Annotated in this window: 21 protein-coding genes and 2 tRNA genes; 14 read left to right on the top strand and 9 right to left on the bottom strand. The window is 69.3% G+C overall.

Going from position 1 to position 19,861, the window contains the following annotated elements; all coding sequences use genetic code 11:
* The first annotated feature begins 42 nt into the window (after positions 1 to 42).
* From clpP to R2J76_RS06420, 6 genes are all read left to right on the top strand, one after another.
* The gene (gene clpP, locus R2J76_RS06445; protein ID WP_316414993.1) at positions 43 to 639 is read left to right on the top strand and encodes an ATP-dependent Clp endopeptidase proteolytic subunit ClpP; all 597 of its coding nucleotides are present in this window, start codon (positions 43 to 45) and stop codon (positions 637 to 639) included.
* 72 nt (positions 640 to 711) lie between these two features.
* Entirely contained in the window at positions 712 to 1,845 is a 1,134-nt protein-coding gene (locus tag R2J76_RS06440; protein WP_316414992.1) for a pyridoxal phosphate-dependent aminotransferase, read from the top strand.
* 38 nt (positions 1,846 to 1,883) lie between these two features.
* The gene (locus R2J76_RS06435) at positions 1,884 to 2,759 is read left to right on the top strand and encodes an aldose 1-epimerase family protein (RefSeq protein WP_316414991.1); all 876 of its coding nucleotides are present in this window, start codon (positions 1,884 to 1,886) and stop codon (positions 2,757 to 2,759) included.
* Positions 2,760 to 2,801: 42 nt separating this feature from the next.
* A complete protein-coding gene (gene ychF / locus R2J76_RS06430) occupies positions 2,802 to 3,902 on the top strand; it encodes a redox-regulated ATPase YchF (protein ID WP_316414990.1) in 1,101 nt (366 codons plus the stop codon).
* Between the two features lie 19 nt (positions 3,903 to 3,921).
* Positions 3,922 to 5,193, top strand: a complete 1,272-nt coding sequence (locus R2J76_RS06425; protein WP_316414989.1) for a PilZ domain-containing protein — start codon at positions 3,922 to 3,924, stop codon at positions 5,191 to 5,193.
* Between the two features lie 115 nt (positions 5,194 to 5,308).
* On the top strand, positions 5,309 to 5,821 hold the full coding sequence (locus R2J76_RS06420) for a hypothetical protein (protein WP_316414988.1): 513 nt from the start codon (positions 5,309 to 5,311) through the stop codon (positions 5,819 to 5,821).
* Positions 5,822 to 5,872: 51 nt separating this feature from the next.
* Here the strand turns inward: R2J76_RS06420 and R2J76_RS06415 are convergent, their stop codons facing one another.
* The 6 genes from R2J76_RS06415 to R2J76_RS06390 form a co-directional block, all read right to left on the bottom strand.
* On the bottom strand, positions 5,873 to 8,011 hold the full coding sequence (locus R2J76_RS06415; protein ID WP_316414987.1) for a protein kinase domain-containing protein: 2,139 nt from the start codon (positions 8,009 to 8,011) through the stop codon (positions 5,873 to 5,875).
* Between the two features lie 11 nt (positions 8,012 to 8,022).
* Positions 8,023 to 8,862, bottom strand: coding sequence for a zinc metalloprotease HtpX (locus R2J76_RS06410; RefSeq protein ID WP_316414986.1), 840 nt, complete (start codon positions 8,860 to 8,862; stop codon positions 8,023 to 8,025).
* A 27-nt stretch (positions 8,863 to 8,889) separates the two neighbouring features.
* Positions 8,890 to 10,470 carry a PP2C family protein-serine/threonine phosphatase gene (locus R2J76_RS06405; RefSeq protein ID WP_316414985.1) on the bottom strand — a complete coding sequence of 527 codons (1,581 nt, stop codon included), beginning with the start codon at positions 10,468 to 10,470 and terminating at the stop codon, positions 8,890 to 8,892.
* Positions 10,467 to 11,999, bottom strand: coding sequence for a tetratricopeptide repeat protein (locus tag R2J76_RS06400; RefSeq protein ID WP_316414984.1), 1,533 nt, complete (start codon positions 11,997 to 11,999; stop codon positions 10,467 to 10,469). The genes R2J76_RS06405 and R2J76_RS06400 overlap by 4 nt, the downstream gene beginning before the upstream one ends.
* A gap of 101 nt (positions 12,000 to 12,100) precedes the next feature.
* The gene (locus R2J76_RS06395) at positions 12,101 to 12,535 is read right to left on the bottom strand and encodes an ATP-binding protein (protein ID WP_316414983.1); all 435 of its coding nucleotides are present in this window, start codon (positions 12,533 to 12,535) and stop codon (positions 12,101 to 12,103) included.
* Positions 12,536 to 12,889 (bottom strand): STAS domain-containing protein, encoded by a 354-nt coding sequence (locus R2J76_RS06390; protein WP_316414982.1) that lies wholly within the window; start codon positions 12,887 to 12,889, stop codon positions 12,536 to 12,538. It abuts the gene before it with no gap.
* 123 nt (positions 12,890 to 13,012) lie between these two features.
* On the opposite strand from R2J76_RS06390, the gene R2J76_RS06385 reads away from it, so the two are divergent.
* The 8 genes from R2J76_RS06385 to R2J76_RS06350 all read left to right on the top strand — a co-directional run bounded on the left by R2J76_RS06385 (position 13,013) and on the right by R2J76_RS06350 (position 18,434).
* Positions 13,013 to 14,038 (top strand): hypothetical protein, encoded by a 1,026-nt coding sequence (locus tag R2J76_RS06385; RefSeq protein ID WP_316414981.1) that lies wholly within the window; start codon positions 13,013 to 13,015, stop codon positions 14,036 to 14,038.
* Positions 14,039 to 14,109: 71 nt separating this feature from the next.
* Positions 14,110 to 14,403, top strand: a complete 294-nt coding sequence (locus R2J76_RS06380) for an FYDLN acid domain-containing protein (RefSeq protein WP_316414980.1) — start codon at positions 14,110 to 14,112, stop codon at positions 14,401 to 14,403.
* Between the two features lie 10 nt (positions 14,404 to 14,413).
* The gene (locus R2J76_RS06375) at positions 14,414 to 15,361 is read left to right on the top strand and encodes an adenosine deaminase family protein (protein ID WP_316414979.1); all 948 of its coding nucleotides are present in this window, start codon (positions 14,414 to 14,416) and stop codon (positions 15,359 to 15,361) included.
* Between the two features lie 46 nt (positions 15,362 to 15,407).
* Positions 15,408 to 15,484 (top strand) — tRNA-Arg (locus R2J76_RS06370).
* Between the two features lie 25 nt (positions 15,485 to 15,509).
* Positions 15,510 to 15,594, top strand: a tRNA-Leu gene (locus R2J76_RS06365).
* A gap of 41 nt (positions 15,595 to 15,635) precedes the next feature.
* On the top strand, positions 15,636 to 17,090 hold the full coding sequence (gene tig, locus R2J76_RS06360) for a trigger factor (protein ID WP_316414978.1): 1,455 nt from the start codon (positions 15,636 to 15,638) through the stop codon (positions 17,088 to 17,090).
* Positions 17,091 to 17,473: 383 nt separating this feature from the next.
* Positions 17,474 to 18,001, top strand: coding sequence for a molybdopterin adenylyltransferase (mog, locus tag R2J76_RS06355; protein WP_316414977.1), 528 nt, complete (start codon positions 17,474 to 17,476; stop codon positions 17,999 to 18,001).
* Between the two features lie 10 nt (positions 18,002 to 18,011).
* Positions 18,012 to 18,434 (top strand): DUF6526 family protein, encoded by a 423-nt coding sequence (locus R2J76_RS06350; protein WP_316414976.1) that lies wholly within the window; start codon positions 18,012 to 18,014, stop codon positions 18,432 to 18,434.
* On the opposite strand, the gene cmk is transcribed toward R2J76_RS06350, so the two are convergent.
* From cmk to R2J76_RS06335, 3 genes are all read right to left on the bottom strand, one after another.
* Positions 18,435 to 19,091, bottom strand: a complete 657-nt coding sequence (gene cmk / locus R2J76_RS06345) for a (d)CMP kinase (protein WP_316414975.1) — start codon at positions 19,089 to 19,091, stop codon at positions 18,435 to 18,437.
* Between the two features lie 64 nt (positions 19,092 to 19,155).
* A complete protein-coding gene (locus tag R2J76_RS06340) occupies positions 19,156 to 19,551 on the bottom strand; it encodes a type II toxin-antitoxin system VapC family toxin (RefSeq protein WP_316414973.1) in 396 nt (131 codons plus the stop codon).
* Complete coding sequence (locus tag R2J76_RS06335) at positions 19,548 to 19,799, bottom strand: antitoxin (RefSeq protein ID WP_316414971.1); 252 nt, start codon at positions 19,797 to 19,799, stop codon at positions 19,548 to 19,550. The genes R2J76_RS06340 and R2J76_RS06335 overlap by 4 nt, the downstream gene beginning before the upstream one ends.
* Between the last annotated feature and the right edge of the window lie 62 nt (positions 19,800 to 19,861).

Here is a 19,861-nt window from a genome sequence, read left to right as displayed (position 1 = left end):
GCCGTCCGCAACGCAAGTATCCTAAGCCCCGAAGGAGCACCCATGGAACGCGCCTACTATCCGCCCATCGTCATCGAGGAAACCCCCCGGGGCGAGCGGAGCTACGACATCTACTCCCGCCTGCTCAAGGACAACATCATCTTCCTGGGCACCGCCATCGACGATTCCGTCGCCAACGCCGTGGTGGCCCAGATGCTCTTCCTGGAGAGCGAGGACCCGGACAAGGACATCCAGATCTACATCAACAGCCCCGGCGGCAGCGTCACCGCGGGCCTGGCCATCTACGACACCATGCAGTTCGTGAAGAACGACATCGTCACCTACTGCATCGGGCAGGCCGCCTCCATGGGCGCCCACCTCCTGGCCGCCGGCACCAAGGGCAAGCGCTTCGCCCTGCCCAGCGCCCGCATCATGATCCACCAGCCCTCCGGCGGCGCCCAGGGGCAGGCTTCGGACATCGAGATCACCTTCAAGGAGATCCAGCGCCTGAAGGACAACCTCGCCGCCGCCCTGGCCAAGCACACGGGCCAGAACCTCAAGAAGGTCATGAAGGACATGGATCGTGATTATTTCATGAGCGCCGACGAGGCCCAGGAATACGGCCTCATCGACCGGGTCCTTTCGGAACGGCCGGCCTAAAATACTTCCAGGTTGTGACGCATTACGCCTTGGCGTGGAGGCATGGTAGTGGTTACTCCACAGGACCCCGCCATGACTCTGCTGTCCAACCAGGCCTTTGAAACGCTCCGGCAGATCCCCCTCTACGTCCCCGGGAAACCCATCCAGGAGGTGCAGCGGGAGCTCGCGCTGGAATCCATCGTCAAGCTCGCCAGCAACGAGAACCCCTGGGGCCCCAGCGAGGCCGTGAAGGCCCGCGTCATCAAGGCCGTCACGGGCAGCGCCTACGAGGGGCTGGGGCTCTACCCCGTCTCAGACGGCTTCTACCTGCGCTCGGCCATCGCCAAGCGCCGGGGGCTGAACCTGGGCCAGATCATCCTGGGCAACGGCAGCTCCGAGATCATCGAGATGGCCGCCAAGGCCGCGCTCCTGGGCGGCGGCAGCGGCGTCGCCCCCAAGCACTCCTTCGCCATCTACGGCATCGCCACCCAGACCGCGGGGGGCCGGTTCATCGAGTGCCCGTGCAGCCCCACGGAAATGGACGTGGACGCCATCCTGGGCGCGGTGCAGCTGGACACCCGCATCGTCTTCCTGGGCAACCCCAACAACCCCACCGGCGTCATGCTCGGCCGGGAGGGCCTGGCCCGGCTCGTGCGCGAGCTGCGGGACGACATCCTCCTGGTGGTGGACCAGGCCTACTCGGAGTACGAGGATCCTGAGACCTACCCCGACGCCGCGTCGTTCCTGGACGAGCGCAGCAACCTGCTCGTGCTCCACACCTTCTCCAAGATCCACTCCCTGGCCGCCCTGCGCATCGGGTACGGCGTCGGCCACCTCAAGCTCATCTCCCTCCTGGAGCGGGTGCGCAGCCCCTTCAACACGAACATGCTGGCCCAGGTGGCCGCGGAGACGGCGGTGCAGGACTACGCCTTCGAGGCCTTCTCCCGCGCCCGCAACGCCGAGGCCCGCCAGGCCTTCTTCACCGAGGCCGCCAACCACAAGTGCAAGGCCACGGGCATGGCCGGCAACTTCATCCTGCTGGAGAGCGCCCTCCCCGCGCCGGAGCTGTTCAAGGACCTCCTGAGGGCGGGCGTCATCGTGCGCCCCATGCACGGCTACGACCTGCCCAACCACGTGCGGGTCACCCTGGGCAAGCCCGAGGAGATGGAGGCCTTCTGGGCCGCGGCCTCCGTGGTGCTGGACAACGTGGGCTGCGGTTGCCGCTAGGCGCCCCCGGGCCTATGATGACCGTTCGGGAGGCCACCGTGGGCACGTACCATATCGCAGGCGACCTGCTCCGCGCCTCGGTGCGCACCGCGGGCGCCGAGCTCTGCCGGCTCCAGACCGGCTCCGGCATGGACCTCCTGTGGGACGGCGACCCCGCGGTGTGGGCACGGCAGGCGCCCAATCTCTTCCCCATCGTCGGGGCCCTCAAGAACGACCGGCTCCGCCACAAGGGCCGGGACCACGCCCTGGGCCGCCACGGCTTCGCCCGGGACCGGGAATGGGCCCTCAAGCGCCTGACCGCGCATTCCGTCACCCTGCGCCTTTGCGACGACGAGGGCACCCGCGCGGCCTACCCCTTCCCCTTCGAGCTGTGCGTCACCTTCCGCATCGACGGGAACCAGCTGCGGGTGCAGTACGACCTGCACAACCCGGGCGGTTCGGTCCTCTTCGCCAGCCTCGGGGCGCACCCCGCCTTCCGCTGGCCCCTGCATCCCGATATACCCAGGGAATCACACCGCATGGTCTTCGAGAAGCCCGAAATGGCCTTCCTGCCCGTGCTGGACGCCCGGGGCCTCCTGGGCGCGGGGAACCAGCCCAGCCCCCTTAAGAACCGGGAACTGGCCCTGCGGGACGAGATCTTCCAGGAGGACGCCCTCATCTTCAACCCGGTGGAGAGCCGCTTCCTGCGCTACTCGGCCCCCGGCGCCCCCGTGGTGGAGGTGAGCTGGGAGGGCTTCCCGCAGCTGGGCATCTGGACCCGGCCGGGCGCGGGCTTCGTGTGCATCGAACCCTGGCGGGGCTTCGCCAGTCCCGCGGCCTTCGACGGCGAGTTCGGCGAGAAGCCCGGGGTCTTCCAGGTGGGGGCGGGCGCCACCACAACTTCGGCCTACACCGTCCGGGTCCTTCCCGGCTGAGCCCTGCCCTGAGACACTGGTGGATCAGGACAAGGAGACCGAATGGCAGTGCAGTGCGGAATCGTGGGCCTTCCCAATGTTGGTAAGTCCACCCTTTTCAATGCTTTGACCCGGGCCGGAGCAGCCTCGGCCAATTATCCCTTCTGCACCATCGAGCCCAATACCGGCGTCGTGGACGTGCCGGATTCCCGCCTGGACGACCTGGCGGCGATCGTGAACCCCCAGCGGGTGCTTCCCGCCAGCCAGGAATTCGTGGACATCGCCGGCCTCGTGCGGGGCGCCAGCAAGGGCGAGGGCCTGGGCAACGCCTTCCTCGCCAATATCCGCGAGACCGACGCCATCGTCCAGGTGGTGCGCTGCTTCGTGGACGGGGACGTCACCCACGTCGAGGGCGGCGTGGACCCCGTGCGGGACCTGGCCATCATCGACACCGAGCTGATCATCAAGGACCTGGACGGGGCCGAGAAGGCCCTGGAGCGCCACCGCAAGATCGCCAAGAGCGGCAACAAGGAATCCCAGCAGCTGGTCGCCGCCCTGGAGAAGGTGCACGGCGCCCTGGACGGCGGGGCCTGGGCCTCCACCGCCGATCTGTACAAGGAGGACCTCGCCCTGGTGAAGTCCTTCGGCTTCATCACCCTCAAGCCCATGCTCCTGGTGGGCAACATCTCCGAGGCCGATATCCCGGACCCCATGGCCAACCCCCACTACGCGGCCCTGGTGGCCGCGGCCGCCCAGCGGGGCTGCCCCGTGATCCCCATCTGCTCCAAGCTGGAAGCCGAGATCCAGGAACTGGCCCCCGAGGAGCGCCCCCTCTTCCTGGAGGAGGCCGGGCTCTCCGAACCGGGCCTCAACCGGCTCATCCAGGCCTCCTTCCGGCTGCTCAACCTCCAGACCTACTTCACCGCCGGCGTCAAGGAGGTGCGGGCCTGGACCATCCCCATCGGGGCCACGGCCCCCCAGTCCGCCGGGGTCATCCACACGGACTTCGAGAAGGGCTTCATCCGGGCCCAGGTGATCGGCTTCGAGGACTTCATCGCCCACAAGGGGGAGCAGGGCGCCAAGGAGATGGGCCGCATGCGCTCCGAGGGCAAGGAGTACGTCGTGAAGGACGGGGACGTGATGCACTTCCTTTTCAACGTCTGAGGCACATACTGAGCAGGCCATGGCAAAGCTCAAGGCAGGCAAACCCGCCGATCCCGGCACCCGCATCGAGGATCCCGCCGTCCTGAGGGACATCTTCCAGGGACTCTTCGATTCGGAGGCGGAGTTCCCCATCCGCGTGGAGGGCACCAGCACCCTGCCCTACTTCTCCACGATCCGGAGCCTGCACTGGGAGGAGGAGGCCCTGGTCCTCAAGCTGGTGCGGCCCCTGCCCCACGAGCTGCTGGTGGGCGCCGTCTTCCAGTTCCTGTGCGCCGCGGGGGAACAGCGGTACGAGGGCCACATCACCTTCCTGGCCCGGGAGGGGTACCTCCAGTACCGGTTCGAGCGGCCCGCCTTCCTCCTGCTTTCGGACCGCCGGGTGCACAAGCGCTACCCCTTCCGGCCCCGGGAGAGCGCCTACGTGATCCTCCAGGATTCCGGCCTGCCGGGCCTGGGTGTGGCCGGCCCCCTGGTGAACATCAGCCTGGGCGGCCTGGCCCTGCGGGTGGACCGGGTCATCCGCCTGGACACGGGCGTGCGCATCCCGCCCTCCACCGCCCTCTTCGAACGGGGCAAGGGCTTCCCCCGGGTGCGTGTGCAGGACCTCCCCCGCATCCACCTGCTGGACGCCCGGGGCATCTGCACCCACGCCACCGAGCGGGGCAGCGAAGTGATCCTGGGCGTCAACTTCACCTCCCTCACCCCCGAGGAGGAGGCCCTCATCCAGTCCGCCCTGGAGGTGCGCGACCGCCTGCAGCGGGGCTCCGGTCCCCGGGTGGAGGGAGGGGCGGTGGCCCTGCGCGCCGAGGGCCGCACCCTGGAACCCGCCGCGGAGATGAGGCCCCCCGATGCCCAGATGGCCGCCGGCGACCTCCTGCGCCGGCTCCGCCGGCGCGCCTCCGCCGTGGGCCTGGTCATGCCCGGCGGCCCCCATCGGGCCGACCTGGAGCTGCGGCTGCGGGAGGCGGGTTTCCACCGCCTGCTGGTAGCCGGGACCCTGGTCGAACTTGCCGCCCTCACCTCCGCGGAGCCCCGCCGGCATCCCCCGCGCCTGTGCATCGTGGATCTCTCCGTGGTCCGCGCCGGGGACGCCGAGCCCCTGGAGGCGGTGCGCGCCATCGAGGCCGAGGTGGCGGGCCTGGGCGCGATTCCCATCGCCATCCTCTGCGACGCCGTGGACCCCACCCTGCTGCTGGCCCAGGCCGACCTGACCCGGTTCGTCTCCACCGAAGTGGGCCCCGAATCCCTGGCGACCCTGGACGCGATGCTGGGCGGGGATTCCGAAAATTAATAATTGTTAATACTTGCGCAGTTTAATAAATAGCGCATAGTTTGTGCACTGGAAACCCGCCGCGAGGAAGCACACCCCGGGGTGGATTCGTCGTACCCAACCCCATGGAGGCTCCATGCCCAATCTTCGTACCGCCGTGCTCGCCCTCGCCGCCTTCGCGGCCATGGCACCCAACCTTTCCGCGGACGCCGAAGTGCATCGCCGCGCGATGCAATTCAAGAACACGACAGCGAAACCCTTCTACATCAGTCCCATGACGTACAGGACCCGGGATGTCGCGGTGATCGTGCCGAATAACGTACCGGCCAACGCGAAGATGCCCGATGTCGGGTGGCTGGTCGGCCCGAGCGAGACCGTCGACATGGTTTTCGCGGCCCACTACAAGGATAGGGATGAGGTTGGAAGCTACGGCTTCCGGGTCAGGGACTGGGCGAAATCGCAGGTCGAGTACATCATGGTCAACAACAATAACGGCTCGAACTGCGACTGGTTCCAGTTCAGCAACGTGGAAGACGCCCAGGATTTCGACTATTCCACGGTCACGTATAAAAAGGTCGTCAGGAACACGAACGACGTCGTGCACCTCTTCACCTTCGTGCGGCCCACCTTCAGTAAATTCAGGAAGTAGCCGGACCGGGTTCGCCCGCCGCGCTCCGCCGTCCCCCGGCGGGCGCCCGGGTCAGGCCTTCCTCACCGGTGCGACCTTCACCCCCTCGCCGCTGGCGGTTTCGCGAATGAGGGCGTCCTGCAGCCGGTTCCCGCCCCGCAGGATGGGGTCGGAGGCCTCCCGGGCCAGCAGGATCCCGCCCCGGGCGTTGCGGTGCACCACGCATTCCTCGAGCGTCGCCTCGGCGTCCTCCAGGAGCAGGATGCCGGTGTCCTTGCCGTCGCGCAGGTCGCAGCGCACCAGGAGGAGGCTGCCGCCGGGCTCCACCTTGGCGCCGGTGCCGGCGTTGCCGTAGATCTCGCAGCCCTCCAGGACGGCGCGGCCCCGCCAGGAGCACAGGACCCCGAAGGATTTCCCATCGAAGATCCTGCAGGACTTCAGCTGCGCGGTGGCGCCCCGGTGGGCCAGCACGGCGGGTTCCTGATTGCCGGAGAGCTCGCAGTCCTCCATGGCCAGCAGCCCCTGGTCCGTTATGGAGCCCCCCAGGCCCCCGTTCCCGGCCAGGCGGCAGCGCCGGAGGGTGAGGGTGGCGCCGTGGGCGCCGTGCACCCCGGCCAGGGCGTGGCCCCCCAGTTCGCAGTCGTCCAGGGTGGCCTGGCCCCGCTCCAGGGCCAGGACGCCGATGGACCCGGAATCCAGGATGCGGCAGCGGCGCAGTTCGGCCCGGGCCTCGGCCTCCACCTCGACGCCCCCGGCGGCCTGTCCCGAAATGCGGCAGTCCTCCAGGGTGGCCTGGGCACCGGGCAGCAGGTGGACCCCCACCCCCCGGCCTCCGCCCAGGGCGCACCCATGGAGCAGGACCCGGGCGCCGGCGCCGGCGCGCACGCCGGCGAGGAAGTCCCCGGCCACTTCGCAGCCCTCCAGGCGCGCCACGGTATGGGCCTCGACCAGGACGGCCACCGGGCCCGCCCCCCCGATCCGGCAGTCCTGGAAGGTGGGTTCCGCCGCGGTGCCCGCCACCTGGATGGCCGGGCCCCCCGCCACCTCGAAGGCGCAGCCTTCCGCCAGGACCCGGCCCCGCAGGGCCTGGAGCGCCGCTGAGGAATCGGCGCTGCGCAGGGTGAGCCCGCCCAGGCGCACGTCGGCGGCGTTCAGGGCGAGGCAGGGGCCCTGAAGGCTCTCGATCACCACCTCCGCGGCCCCGCCCTCGCCCACGAGGGTCACGTCCTTGTCCACAACCAGGGATTCCCGGTAGAGGCCGGGCAGGACGAGGATGCGCATGCCCGGGTCGGCCTGGCGCAGGGCCACCCGCAGGCTCATGCACTGGCCCTTGCCGCCCTTGCCCACCACCAGGGTGCGCACGGCGGGCACCTCCCCGGGGCCCCGGGCCAGGGAGGCCGCGGCCTCCCGGATGGCCTCGGCCAGCGCGTCCGCGCTGGGGTAGCGCTCCGCGGGGTCCTTGGCCAGGGTGCGGTCCACAAGGGCCAGGAGGGCGGGGTTCAGGGTGGCCAGCTCCTCCGGGGTGAAGGGCGCCGGGGGCCGGCCCAGGATGGCGCCCAGGATGGAGGCGGGGGTCTCCCCCGCGAAGGGCTTGCGGCCTCCCGTGAGGATCTCGTAGAGCACCACCCCCATGGCGAAGAGATCCGAGGCGGGCAGGGCCTTGCCGGTGTCCAGGTACTCCGGGGCCATGTAGTTGGCGGTGCCCATCCAGTTGCCCTTCTGGGTGAGCTCGGACTGCTCCACGGCGGCCACGCCGAAATCCATGAGCTTGGCCTGGGCCCTGCGGCCCCGGCGGCTCACGAGGATATTGGCCGGCTTGATGTCCCGATGGATGATGCCGTGGTCATGGGCGAAGGCCAGCCCGTCGCAGGCCTGGGCCAGGAGCTCCAGCAGGTCCTCCCGGCTGTGCTCCCCGCCGCGGATGGCGGCCCCCAGGTCCTCGCCGTCCACGTACTCCATGGCCAGGTAGTGGGTGCCCTCGTCCTCGCCGAATTCGAAGACCGTGACGATGTTGGGGTGGTTCAGGGACCCGGCGGACCGGGCCTCCCGCTCGAAGCGCGCGTTGGCCTCCGGGGCGAAGCTCGCGTTCAGGCGGATGGTCTTCACGGCCACGGGGCGGTCCAGGAGGGGATCCTTGGCCAGGTACACCTCGCCCATGGACCCGTGCCCGATCATCTTGACGATCTCGAACTTGCCGATCCGTTCGCGCATCGGCTCCCACCCTACCGCATCTGGATCGCCATGGCGTTGAGGCGTTGGATGCGCTTCTCCATGGGGGGGTGGGTGGAGAAGAGCGAAAGGATCCCGCCGCCCCGCAGGGGGTTCACGATCATCATGTGGGCCGTGGCGGGCTGGGCGTCCCGCATGGGCACCTGCTGGTTGTAGGCGGCCAGCCGTCCCAGGGCCGAGGCCAGCTGGTCGGGGCGGCCCGTGAGGTGGGCGGAGTAGTCGTCGGCCTCGTACTCCCGGGAGCGGCTCACGGCCATCTGCAGCAGGAGGGCCGCGATGGGGCCCAGGATCATCACGAGGATGGCCACGAGGGGGCTGCCGGAGTCGTCGTCCCGCCGGGGGGCGAACCAGAAGGCCATGCGGCTCAGCAGCATGATGGCCTGGGCCAGCACCGCCGCGAGGCTGCCGATGAGGATGTCCCGGTGCTTGACGTGGCCCAGCTCGTGGGCCAGGACGCCCTCCAGCTCGGGCCGGGACAGGGCCCGGAGGATGCCCTCGGTGACGGCCACCACGGCGTGGTCGGGGTTGCGCCCGGTGGCGAAGGCGTTGGGGGTCTCGTCGGGGATGATGGCCACCTTGGGCATGGGCAGGCCGGCCCGCTGGGCCAGGTTGGCCACGATGGCGTACAGCTCCGGGGCGTCGGCGGGCCCCACCAGCTGGGCCCGGTAGGCCGCCAGGACGATCTTGTCCGAGAAGAAATAGCTGACGCCGTTCATGAGGATGGCGAAACCCAGGGCCAGCACGATGCCCATGTCCCCGTACAGCAGGCCGCCCGCCCAAACCAGCAGCCCGGTCATGACCATGATCAGGATGAACGTTTTAACACTATTCATGCGTCGCTCCCCGGGCCCACTTTACACTCACAGCCGTTTGATCACCACCAGGGTCACGTCGTCCTTGAAGCCGCCCCCGTCCAGGTGCTGGAAGGTGCGGGTCAGGAGCTTCTCGAAGAGGTCGTCGGCGCTGGCGCCGGGGTTCTCCAGCACCGTGGCCACCAGGGGGTCCTCCCCCATGTCCTCCCCGGCGAGGTTCTCGGCCTCGGACACCCCGTCCGTGAAGATGACCAGGGCGTCCCCGGGGTGCATGGTGGCCCGCCCTTCCCGGAACACCGCCCCGGGCAGGAGCCCCACCATGGGCCCGGTGGGCTGCAGGTGCTCCAGGGGCCGCCCGTCCCCGGGCACCAGGAGGGGGGGATTGTGGCCCGCGTTCACGTAGCGGAGGTCGCCGGTGGCCGGGTTGAGGCTGCCCATGAAGAGGGTGGCGAAGCGGTTCTGGTCCCGCACCTCGTTCATGCGCGCGTTGAGGCGCAGGGCCAGGGCGCCCCAGTCCACCACGCGCCGGTCGGCCATGGCCCGCAGGAAGGCCGAGAGCTGGGTCATCATGAGGGAGGCCGGCAGTCCCTTGCCGGAGATGTCGGCCAGGGCGATGTGGAGGCGCGGGCTGCGGTCCACGTCCGAGGCCATCCAGAGGTCGTACAGGTCGCCGCCCACGGCCTGGTAGGGCAGGTTGGCCGCGGCGCACTGCCAGCCTTCGGGCTCCGGCAGGCGCTTGGGGAGGATGCGGCGCTGGATGTTGCGGGCCAGCTCCAGGTCCTTCTCCAGCTTCATGGCCTGGATCCGCGTCTCCCGCAGCTCGAGGCCACCCAGCTGGGTGGAGGTGATGTTGATGAGGGTCTGGAAGAAAAGCTCGTCGTCGTCGTTGAGCCGGCCCTGGGCGGGCTCGGCGGCGTAGGCGAAGCCGTAGCTGTGGTCCTGGTCCCGCAGTTCCACCGCGTGGGCTAGGCCCTTTTCGGCCACGATGCGGTGGATGCTCTCGCCTTCCAGCACCGCCGGCAGCGGCCCCAGGCCCCGGCTGTGAACGACGCTGCCGTCGGCGCCCACCACCAGGAGCCGCTGGATGTGGAACTCCCCCGCCAGGGTGTTGCCCATGAGCCGGATGAGCTCGCCCCGGGTCTCCACCTCCCCCAGGTTGCGGGTGAGGTCGAACAGGGTGTTCAGGCGCGAGAGCTGCAGGGCCAGGGCCCGGTTCTGGTCGCTGCGGTTGGCCTCCAGGCGCCGCCAGGCCAGGAGGGGCGCGGAAATGGAGAGGAGGAGCGTGAGCGCCGCGGGCACCTCCGGGGTGCGCACCACCAGGTGGCCGTACTGCTCCTCCCCGTAGGCCCAGGGCAGGCTCGTCCAGCCCGGGCCGGGGTGGGAGGGGAAGGGCGAGGCGTTGCCCCGCAGGAAGATCCACCGGGTGCCGTTCCAGATGCCGCCCTGGCTGGCCTTGGCGATGCCCAGGGCCGTGACCCCCACCAGGTGGATCAGGGCCTCCTCCGTGGCCTGGGCCGGGAAGGTCTCCAGGAAGTCGATGATGGGCAGCAGCTCCTGGGTGCCCTCGGGGATCCGCGTGCACAGCTCCCGCAGGCGCTCGAAGGGGGGCATTCCCGCGGGACCGGTCATGGCGTGGACCCGGTCCGTTTGCGCATGCGGTCCATGGCCTCGGGGTAGAGATCCTCGGCGCAGTTGGGACAGATGCCGTGGGAGAAGGTGGCGGAGGTGTGCTCGGACACGTAGCTCTCCAGCTGGGTCCAGTACCCCTGGTCGTTGCGGATCTTCTTGCACTGGGCGCAGATGGGAAGCAAGCCGCTGAGGGTCTTGATCTCGTTCATGCGCTCCTGGAGCTCCAGGTTGATGCGGGCCAGGGCGTCGTTGGAGCGCCGCAGGGCCTCGCGGTTCCGGCGCACGTTCCGGCTGTGCACGGCCATGACGACGATGGCGGTGCCCAGGGTGCCCAGGCCCAGCACCAGCGCGGCCAGGAAGTACCGGTTCCGCTCCAGCTGGAGGGAGGCGATCACCCGTTCCTTCTTCAGCGCCTCGATCTCGTTGTCCTTGCGGATCGTCACGATCTTCATGGTGGATTCGGCGATCTTGTTGCTTTCCTGGATGGTGTAGATGGAATCCTTGATCTCCATGGCCTGCTTGAAGGCGCGGTAGGCCTCGGCGGTCTCGCCCAGCTTCTCGTGGAGTTCGGCGATGAGCTCGAAGCTGCGCTTGCGCTCGTCCCGGGCGTTGATGACGCTGGCCAGGGCCGCCGCCTCCCGGGCGATGGGGATCCCCTGCCGGTACGAGCCCGAAAGCAGGTGCATGCGCGCCGAGGCGTTGAGCACCTGCACGAGGCCGTGGCGGTGGTTGAACTTGGCGTACTGGAGGCGGGCCAGGCGCAGGTTTTCCCGGGCCAGGTCGAACTTCCGCAGTTCCGAATAGGTCATACCCAGGTTCATGTAGTTGTAGGCGAGATAGCTGTCGTCCCGGGTCTCCCGGGAGAGGGCGAAGGCGGCCTGGTGGTTGGCGAGGGCCTCCTCCAGCCGGCCCATCTTGAACTGGGCGAAGCCGATGTTGAGCCGGGTCAGGATGAGGCGCTTGTTGTCCGGGTGCTGGTCGATGCGCTTGAGGATCTGCCCGTAGTAGTCCAGCGCCTTGTCGTACTGCCCGCTGTTGTGGTACACGACCCCGATGAGGTTCAGGGACTGGGTCACGGCCTTCTCCAGCCCCAGCTCCTCCCGCAGGCGCAGGGATTCGATGGCCTCGTCCAGGGCCTGGCTGTAGGAACCGACGAAGGTGTAGGTGATGGCCAGGGCGTTGTGGGCCTTGGCCATGCGGTCCTTGTCGCCCAGCTGGGTGCTCAGGGCCAGGGCCCTCCGCCCGTACTCGATGGCCTTGGGGTAGTCCCCCGACTGGCCCGAGCAGTAGGCGGTGGACGTGAGGAAGGCGGCCTCCCGGTTGCGGTCCCCCTGCGCCACGGCGAGGGAGAGCCCCTCCTGGGCGTACACCAGGGCCTCCTGGGGGGAGGCCGATTCGATGCCGTTGGCCAGGTCCAGGAGCGCCGCCATGCGCTCCTGGCCCTTCAGGGCGGGCAGGGCGGCCTTCCGGGCCTCCACCGAAGGCTCCGTCTGCTGGGCCTGGGCGGCGATGAACCCCAGGCACAGCATGGCGGTTTTCAGGTGTCTGCCGAATGAGAGCACTGCGGGAGCCTCCCTGGGGGGCATGGCCGCACGCCGGTTGCCTTCCCAGACCCCGATAATCCCACGAATCAGGCTGGAGTGCGCTTTATCATGCAGCACTCGCTGCGCCCGTCGGTGTCCTTGAAGTGGATCTCGTCCATGAAGCGGCTCATGAGCAGGAGCCCCAGACCGCCCTTGCGGGGGTGCTTGACGTACTCCTTGGGATCGGGCAGCACCACGTCCTCGTCGTGGAGGCCGCCGCCGGTGTTCCAGATGCGGATCTCCAGGGCCTCCTCCCGGAAGCGCAGCTCGATCTCCACCTGGTGGGTGCTCTCGCCCCGGTAGGCGTGGATGATGACGTTGGTGACGGCCTCGTCCACGGCGATGGAGACCTTGGCGGCGGTGGCGTCGTCCATGCCCGCCACCAGCGAGGCCCGCTTGGCCAGGCCCGTGACCAGGTTCAGGTACCGCGTCTGGCTGGGGATGACCAGCCGGAAGCTCTCGGGGTCTGCGGCGGCACGCACTCAGGCCTTCCCGGCCACGGCCAGGATGGCTTCGGCCTCCGTGGGAAAGACCCGGTACAGCTGGGTGAACCCCAGGGTGTCGAAGATCGCGAAGACGTTCTCGTGGAGGTTGCAGAGGAGGATGTCCCCGCCGTTGTCCCGCACGGTCTCGATGAGGCCCATGATGGCCCCCAGGCCTGCGGAGCTGATGTAGTTGAGGCCCTGGCAGTCCAGGAGGATGGTGAACCGGCCCTCGGCCACGAGCTTCTCCAGGGCGTCCTCGAACATCCGGACCGTATGGGCGTTGATGAAGCCCTCGGGCCGCATCACCGCCACACCATCCACCTCGCGCACCTGGATCAAAAGATCGGCCATGCTTGTTCGCTCCATGTTGGGGCCCTTGAACCTGGGTGAATCCTATCGCCCCGGCGGAATAATTGCCAGCCGCGGGTTGGACGGCCGGGTTTTCGGGTACCATTGCCTCAAATCGGGAACGACATGGACGAGAATCTGCAGGCCTCATTGAAGCATCTGCTGCAGCAGTGGGTTGACACCCGCCAGCAGGCCCTCCTGGAGCGGGTGATGCTCGCCTGGAGCGACGGCATCGGCCAGTTGGCGCCGGACGAGGCCCTCCTGGAATCCATCCAGGCGGCCATGCCGGTGCCCGAGCCTCCCCCGGCCCCCGAGCCCCCCCCGGACACCGACGGGGACCTGGGCGCGGGGCTGGACCTCCTGGAGAACGCCCACACCCAGGGCGAGGTGCTCAAGCACCTCCTGGACGCCACCCAGCGCTTCGTGGAGCGCAGCGCCCTCTTCGTCCTCAAGCAGGGCATCGCCACCGCCTTCGCCCACCGGGGCTTCGACGGCGAATCCCCCCGGGCCGGCAGCCCCGTGGTCCCCCCCCCGGACCTGGAGGAGCTGCTTTCCGGCCGCGCCCTCTTCGTGGCGGGCCCGGGTCCCGCCTACCAGGCCCTCCTGGCCCCCCTGAGCCGCTTCCAGGCCCGGGACATCCTCATCCTCCCCCTGCGCCTGCGCAAGCGCATCGTGGCCCTGCTCCTGGTGGACAGCGGCCTCCAGGCCGCCATCGACCACCCCAACCACGTGCGGGCCCTGGCCCTCTGCGCCGAGGCGCGCCTGTCCTTCCTGGCGGGGGTGAAGGACGAGGAGCGCTCCGCGCCCGTGGAATCCCACCCCTCCACCCTCACCCAGCGCATCCCGGACGCCATCGCCGAGCCCCAGGGCGCCCCCCTGGACCCCCGCGTGCGCCAGAACGCCGAGCGCAGCGCCCGGGTCCTGGTGGGCGACATCGAACTGTACTTCCCCGCCAAGGTCACCCAGGGCCAGCAGGACGGCAGCCTCTACCCCGTCCTGAAGGACGAACTGGACCGGAGCCGGGCTTCGTTCGTGGAAAGGTACGGCATCGACCTGGAAAACCAGCACCAGATTTTCTACCACACGGTTGTCCAGCAGCTATGCGCCGGAGACCCCTCCCGGCTGGGACCGGCCCCCTGGGGAGCGCACTAGCCCATTCTTCCTGGTGACACGGGCCCTGAATCATGGTAAATCCTTGACCCTTAAACGGGATTGAGGAAGCCATGGCGAATCTTGGAAAGAAATGGACCTGTTTCGGATGCGGAGCGAAGTTCTACGACTTCACGAAACCTGAGGCCCTGTGCCCCAAGTGCGGCGCGAACCAGAAGGAAGCACCCGCCAAGCCCAAGGCCGTCAAGAAGGAGAAGGCGGCGCTCCAGATCGATGACGACTTCATCCCCGAAGGCGAGGTGGATCCGGCCACCGAGGACACCCTGGAGGAAAGCCTCGGCATCTCCGGCGCCCGGGCCGAGGGCGTGGACCCCGGCGACCTGCAGATGGACGACTACGACGAATAGATCCAGCCCCATGCCCCCCTGCCCCGGGATCGACCGCCACGCCCACCTGGAGGGCGGCCTGGATCCCCGGTGGGTGCGGGACCGGGCCCGGGAGCGGGGCATGGAGCTCCCCGCGCCCCTGGAGGCCCTGTGGCGCGGGGAGGCGGTTCCGTTTGAAAGCTTCATCCAGGCCTTCTTCTTCGGCTGCCGCTTCCTGTGCGACGCGGACGCCGTGCGGGACGCGGTGCGGGCCGCGGCCGGCCGGCTTCCCCCGGCCGACGGTGGGCCCCGGGGCGTGGATCTCTGGGTCTCCCCGCACCTGCTGGTGAAGCAGGCGGCCTTCCTCTCCCTGGACGCGCTGTGGAAGGGTCTGGACGAGGGCATCCGGGAAGCCGGGCGCGATGGGATCCGCATCGCCGTCATCATCGACGCCGTGAACCACTTCGGCCCCGGGCACGGCCACGAGGTGCTGGACCTGGTGCTGCCCGGAAGGCCCGGATGGGTGGTGGGCTTCTCCACCGGCGGCCTGGAGCGGGTCCCCTTCCGGGACTGGGCCCCGGTGTTCCAGCGGGCCCGCGGCGCAGGCCTTCGCCTGGCGGCCCACGCCGGGGAGAACGGCCCGGGCGCCAACGTCCGGGAGGCCATCCTGGACGCGGGGGTGGAGCGCATCGTCCACGGGGTGCGGGCCGCCTCCGACCCCGCCCTGGTGGAGCTCCTGGTGGACCGGGGGATCGCCCTGGACGTGTGCCCCACCTCCAACCGGGCCCTGGTGCCGGATCTGGGGCCCCACCCCCTGCCCCTCCTCCTGGAGGCCGGGGTCCGCTGCGCCCTGGGCACCGACGATCCCGGCCTCATCCCGACCGACCTGCCGGGCGAGTGGAACGCGGCCCGGGACCTGGGTCTTTCCAACCCCCACCTGGAAACCCTCGCCCGCAACGCCCGGGCCGATGCCTGGTGCCTGGGCGCCCCCGCCGATTGAAGCGTGAATTCCCGCCGGTTTCGTGGCAAAATAGCGGTTTCGTTGTGCGCCCGTAGCTCAGCTGGATAGAGCATCAGGCTTCGAACCTGAGGGTCGGGCGTTCGAGTCGCTCCGGGCGCACCACGAAGAGCCTGCAGCACCTCTCCAAGCGAATGTGGCGGAACTGGTAGACGCACTGGATTTAGGTTCCAGCGGTTCACACCGTGCGGGTTCGAGTCCCGCCATTCGCACCACCCCCCCGCCCGACGCACCTCAACCTGTTCCAGGAGCACCCATGCAGTCCAGCCTCACGCACCACACCTCCACCCGGAAGTCCATCGACGTCACGGTCCCGGCCGCCGAGGTCAGCGAGGAGTTCGGCAAGGTCCTCGCGAAGATCGCCCCGAAGGTCAAGGTGCCCGGCTTCCGCCCCGGCAAGGCCCCCAAGGACGTGCTCATGAAGCGCTACGAGCGGGAGATCCAGTCCGAGGTGGCCGAGAACCTCATCACCCGGCACTTCATGGCCGCCGCCGCCCAGGCCGGCGCCAACCCCATCTCCCGGCCCGCCCTGGAGAAGATCGACCTGAAGGAGGGCGCCGAGGGCGTCTTCCGCGCCCAGTTCGACGTGGCCCCCGAAGTGACCCTGCCCGACTACAAGGGCCTGGCGGTGACCAAGAAGAAGCGCGCCATCGACGACGAGGCCATCGCGGAGCACCTGGAGTCCCTGCGCCAGCAGCACGCCAAGTTCATCCCCGTGGAGGACGCCCCCGCCGCCCTCGGCCACTTCGCCACCCTGGACATCAAGGTGAAGCCCCAGGGCATGAAGCCCGTGAACTACACGGACCAGGTCATCCAGCTGGCCGAAGGCCGCCCCTTCGACGGCGAGATCCTGGGCATGAAGGCGGACGAGACCAAGAAGTTCTCCATCACCATCCCCGCCGAGGACCCCAACCGCGCCATGGCCGGCAAGGCCGTGGCCTACGAGGCCACCCTCAAGGACCTGCGCATGCGCGAGGTGCCCGAGCTGAGCGACGAGTTCGCCAAGGACCTGGGCGCCCACGAGAACCTGGAGGATCTCAAGGCCTTCGTGAAGAAGGACCTGGAAGAGGCCGCCGAGCGCGACGCCGTGGCCCGCCTGCACTCCACCCTCCTGGACACCCTCCTGGACGCCGCCCCCTTCGAGGTGCCCTCCTCCATGGTCAGCCTCCAGCTGGACGACTACTGCCAGGAATTCGCCGAAATGGCCGCCCGCCAGGGCGTGGATCCCAAGAACATCAACTGGGCCGGCTACCGCCAGAGCCGCATGCAGGACGCCGAGCGCGCCGTGCGTTCCGGCTACCTGCTCCAGAGCATCGGCAACGCCGAGGACCTCCAGGTCACCGACGAGGAGATCGACGCCGAGATCCGCGCCATCATGGAGGAGCACAAGGTCCCCCAGACCTTCGAGGCCTTCAAGGCCAACCTGGAGAAGCGCGGCTCCACCACCGAGATCAAGGGCCGGGTGCGCACCGACAAGATCTTCCAGATGATGGTGGCCGCGGCCACGGTCACCGAGGAGCTGCTGGACAAGGACGCCTTCGCGGCCCTGGTGGAGCTGGAGCGCCGCCGCGAGGCCGGCATCCCCTCGGCCCGGTTTGACGCGGGCGGTCTGGAGGGCGGCGAGCTGGAGCACCAGGAGGGCGGGTCCCCGGATTCGGTCCAGGCTGCCGAACATGTCCATGGGCCGGACTGCGACCACGACCACAAGTAGGTCATCACGTGCTTTCGCCAAAGGGCGCCTCCGGGCGCCCTTGGCGTTTCGGCCCGGACACGAGGGCCGTGGATGACCGGGGAAAAAGAAAAACGCTGGGGCGCTGAGGGCTCGCTGGGGCGCTGGGAAAAGCAGGAAAAACTGGGGTGGCCAGCTTTTCGCTCCACCTCCACCGTCCCCCTAGTCAATGGATGACGGCAAGCGCCAGCAGCAGCTTGCTGGTGGCGCTACCGGTGGGTCGGGGCGCCGCTCCGGGACCCCATGGGCCGGCCCTTCCCCCCGGAACCTCGCGGCTGGCCCAGCAGCCCCCCGGCAGGGCAGGCTCGCCCCTGCCGGAGGGCCCAACGGCATCCGGAGCCCGCCCTTTCGTGTAGGATAGCCCCATGAAACCACGCATCGGCATCGTCACCATTTCCGACCGGGCAAGCTCGGGGGTCTACGAGGACCTGGGCGGGCCCGCCATCCGCGACACCCTCCGGGCCTACCTCGCCACGCCCTGGGAGGAGCGCTACCACGTCATCCCCGACGAACAGCCCGTCATCGAGGCCACCCTCAGGGCCCTGTGCGACGAGGAGGGCTGCTGCCTGGTGCTCACCACCGGCGGCACGGGGCCCTCGCCCCGGGACGTGACGCCCGAGGCCACCCGGGCCGTGTGCCCCCGGATCCTGGACGGCTTCGGGGAGCGCATGCGCGCGGTGTCCCTGCAGTACGTCCCCACCGCCATCCTCAGCCGGCAGATGGCGGGGCTGCGGGGTTCCAGCCTGGTGGTGAACCTCCCGGGGCGCCCCAAGTCCATCCGGGAATGCCTGGACGCGGTGTTCCCCGCCATCCCCTACTGCATCGAACTGGCCGGGGGCCCCATCCTGGAAACCGACCCCGCCGTGATCAAGGCCTTCCGCCCCGCCCGCTAAGGAGCCTCCCGTGACCCAGTCCTACGCCACCCACCGCCGCCTGGATCCCGGGTACCACTACTGGGGCTTCGGCCTGCTCCTGGCGTGCATCGCCCTGGCCGTCCTGGGAGCCATCCGCGGCCACGCGGGGGCCTGGACCCAGCTCCTCCTCCTGGCCTTCCTGGCCCTGGCCTTCCTCAAGATCCGCCTCTACGCCCTGCGGGTGCAGGACCGGGTGATCCGCCTGGAGGAGACCCTGCGCATGCGGGCCCTGCTCCCCGAAAGCCTGCGGCCGGAAATCGACCGCCTGCGGCCCGGACAGTTCGTGGCCCTGCGCTTCGCCTCCGACGGGGAACTGGCGGCCCGGGTGGAGGAGGCCCTCCGGGAGAACCTGGGCGGCGAGGCCATCAAGAAGCGCATCCAGACCTGGCGCCCCGACGAATTCCGGGTGTGATCAGTGGCGCCGGTGGAGCGCCACGATCCACTCCACCACCTCCTCCAACCCCATGCCGCCCGAGTCCAGTTCCACCGCGTCCGCGGCCTTCCGGAGGGGCGCCACGGCGCGGGTGGAATCCGCCAGGTCGCGGCGTTCGATATCCGCCGCCACCTCCGCCAGGGACACGGAGGCCCCCTTGGCCTCCAGTTCCAGGGCCCGGCGCCGGGCCCGCACCTCCACGCCGGCCGTGAGGAATACTTTGCAGCATGCGTCCGGGAAAACCACCGTTCCGATGTCCCGGCCGTCCACCACCCAGCCCCCCGAGCCCGCGATGGCCCGCTGCTGGTCCACCAGCACCTCCCGGACTCGCCCGTCCGCCGACACCGGGGTGACCATGCGGGTCACCTCCGGGGAGCGGATGGCCTCGCTCACGTCCTCGTCCCCCAGGAATTCCCGGGTGCCCCGCTGCTGGATGCGAAGCCCCGCCAGGGCCCGTTCCAGCCCCTCCCGGTCCTCCAGCCCCACCCCCGCCCGCTGAAGCGCCAGGGCAGTGGCCCGGTACATGGCCCCCGTGTCCAGGTAGTTCCATCCCAGGGCCTGGGCCACCGCCTTGGCCGTGGTGGACTTCCCGACCCCCGAGGGGCCGTCGAGGGCGATGACGGGGAGCTTGTGCATGGATTCCTTCCGATTAATGAAGATCTCCATTTTGACGTACTTCCCCCGGCTTTGCCGCCGGGCTTCAGGGCTCCGCCCAATCCTCCAGGGCCAGCCCTTCCACCCGCGCGAACTCCCGCGTGTTGTGGGTCACGAGAACCAGCCCGCTGGCCACCGCGATGGCCGCCGTCACCATGTCCCGCTCCCCGATGGGGCTGCTGGGCACCGCGAACCGGATCCCGGCATGCTTCCGGGCCGCCACGCCATCGAAGGGCAGCACCACCAAAGGTTCCAGGAACGAGGCCACCTGGGGCAGGGCCCGTTCCGGGGCGGCGCTCTTGAGGGCGCCGAAGGTCAGTTCGGCCTCCGTCATGGCACTGACCGCAACATCGTCCGGGCTCTCCCGGAGAAGCCGCTGCAGAACCCCTGGACGCCGCTTCAACGCGAAGATGCAGGTATCCGTGTCGAGGATGTATTTCACAGCTCCTCCAGGAGCACATCCCGGTGCCCGGAGCCCGGCAGCGGCTCCGGCCGCTCGAAGTCTTCGGGCATGTCCGCGAAGCTCGCCGCATATCCCACCGGCCACTCCCGCTTGTGGACGGGCTCCAGGATCAGGGAATCCCCCACCTTGCGGATCGTCACTTCATCGGTACTGAACCGGAAGGCCTTCGGCAGCCGAACCGCCTGGCTCGGGCCGCTCCAGAATACCTTGGCCCTGACCTGCGACATGGCGCCACCTCCACCAGAAAGTATATATCATATCTATTTTCTGGCCACGCCTGTCCTGGGAG

It is taken from the genome of Mesoterricola silvestris (assembly GCF_030295405.1).
Classification (GTDB): domain Bacteria; phylum Acidobacteriota; class Holophagae; order Holophagales; family Holophagaceae; genus Mesoterricola; species Mesoterricola silvestris.
Note: the sequence above shows the minus strand (reverse complement) of the source record. Positions and strands in the feature narration are given on the sequence as shown.

Bases quoted from the DNA above. Each gene is read 5' to 3' on its own strand.
- ychF (WP_316414990.1), top strand. From the start codon at position 2,802: ATGGCAGTGCAGTGCGGAATCGTGGGCCTTCCCAATGTTGGTAAGTCC.
- R2J76_RS06400 (WP_316414984.1), bottom strand. From the start codon at position 11,999: ATGCTGTGCCTGGGGTTCATCGCCGCCCAGGCCCAGCAGACGGAGCCT.
- cmk (WP_316414975.1), bottom strand. From the start codon at position 19,091: ATGCACAAGCTCCCCGTCATCGCCCTCGACGGCCCCTCGGGGGTCGGG.
- clpP (WP_316414993.1), top strand. From the start codon at position 43: ATGGAACGCGCCTACTATCCGCCCATCGTCATCGAGGAAACCCCCCGG.
- R2J76_RS06415 (WP_316414987.1), bottom strand. From the start codon at position 8,011: ATGCGCGAACGGATCGGCAAGTTCGAGATCGTCAAGATGATCGGGCAC.
- R2J76_RS06375 (WP_316414979.1), top strand. From the start codon at position 14,414: ATGCCCCCCTGCCCCGGGATCGACCGCCACGCCCACCTGGAGGGCGGC.
- mog (WP_316414977.1), top strand. From the start codon at position 17,474: ATGAAACCACGCATCGGCATCGTCACCATTTCCGACCGGGCAAGCTCG.
- R2J76_RS06380 (WP_316414980.1), top strand. From the start codon at position 14,110: ATGGCGAATCTTGGAAAGAAATGGACCTGTTTCGGATGCGGAGCGAAG.
- tig (WP_316414978.1), top strand. From the start codon at position 15,636: ATGCAGTCCAGCCTCACGCACCACACCTCCACCCGGAAGTCCATCGAC.
- R2J76_RS06440 (WP_316414992.1), top strand. From the start codon at position 712: ATGACTCTGCTGTCCAACCAGGCCTTTGAAACGCTCCGGCAGATCCCC.
- R2J76_RS06425 (WP_316414989.1), top strand. From the start codon at position 3,922: ATGGCAAAGCTCAAGGCAGGCAAACCCGCCGATCCCGGCACCCGCATC.
- R2J76_RS06390 (WP_316414982.1), bottom strand. From the start codon at position 12,889: ATGGCCGATCTTTTGATCCAGGTGCGCGAGGTGGATGGTGTGGCGGTG.
- R2J76_RS06335 (WP_316414971.1), bottom strand. From the start codon at position 19,799: ATGTCGCAGGTCAGGGCCAAGGTATTCTGGAGCGGCCCGAGCCAGGCG.
- R2J76_RS06385 (WP_316414981.1), top strand. From the start codon at position 13,013: ATGGACGAGAATCTGCAGGCCTCATTGAAGCATCTGCTGCAGCAGTGG.
- R2J76_RS06420 (WP_316414988.1), top strand. From the start codon at position 5,309: ATGCCCAATCTTCGTACCGCCGTGCTCGCCCTCGCCGCCTTCGCGGCC.
- R2J76_RS06410 (WP_316414986.1), bottom strand. From the start codon at position 8,862: ATGAATAGTGTTAAAACGTTCATCCTGATCATGGTCATGACCGGGCTG.
- R2J76_RS06405 (WP_316414985.1), bottom strand. From the start codon at position 10,470: ATGACCGGTCCCGCGGGAATGCCCCCCTTCGAGCGCCTGCGGGAGCTG.